Here is a 290-nt window from a genome sequence, read left to right as displayed (position 1 = left end):
AGAGAAAAATGTTGGTGTGAGGTATTTTCAGCATATCGGAAGCGCTGAGCATTAAAATTGGAGTATGAATCTTTTTAAAACGCATTAATTTCGTCAGTTGAATTCCGTCGATTCCCGGAAGCATAATATCCATCAAGATAATATCCCAAGTGTTTTCCTGAACAAGGTCGCGCGCCATTTCGCCCGTTTCGGCAAGATGCACGGTAAAGTTATTTTCACGGCTTCGCCATTCCGAGTCCCAATATTTGGACTCAGCTACCTAAATTAATCATTTTCGGCAAATATAGCAC

At 41.0% G+C, this 290-nt stretch carries 1 pseudogene; it reads right to left on the bottom strand.

The annotated features are described in order from the left end of the window. Positions 1-205: pseudogene (locus K6T82_RS24175) on the bottom strand (response regulator); the annotation flags it as partial. Between the last annotated feature and the right edge of the window lie 85 nt (positions 206-290).

Source organism: Flavobacterium potami, assembly GCF_020026915.1.
GTDB classification, from domain to species: Bacteria; Bacteroidota; Bacteroidia; order Flavobacteriales; family Flavobacteriaceae; genus Flavobacterium; species Flavobacterium potami.
The sequence above is the reverse complement of the archived record's forward strand: the minus strand, read 5'-3'. Positions and strand labels throughout refer to the sequence as shown.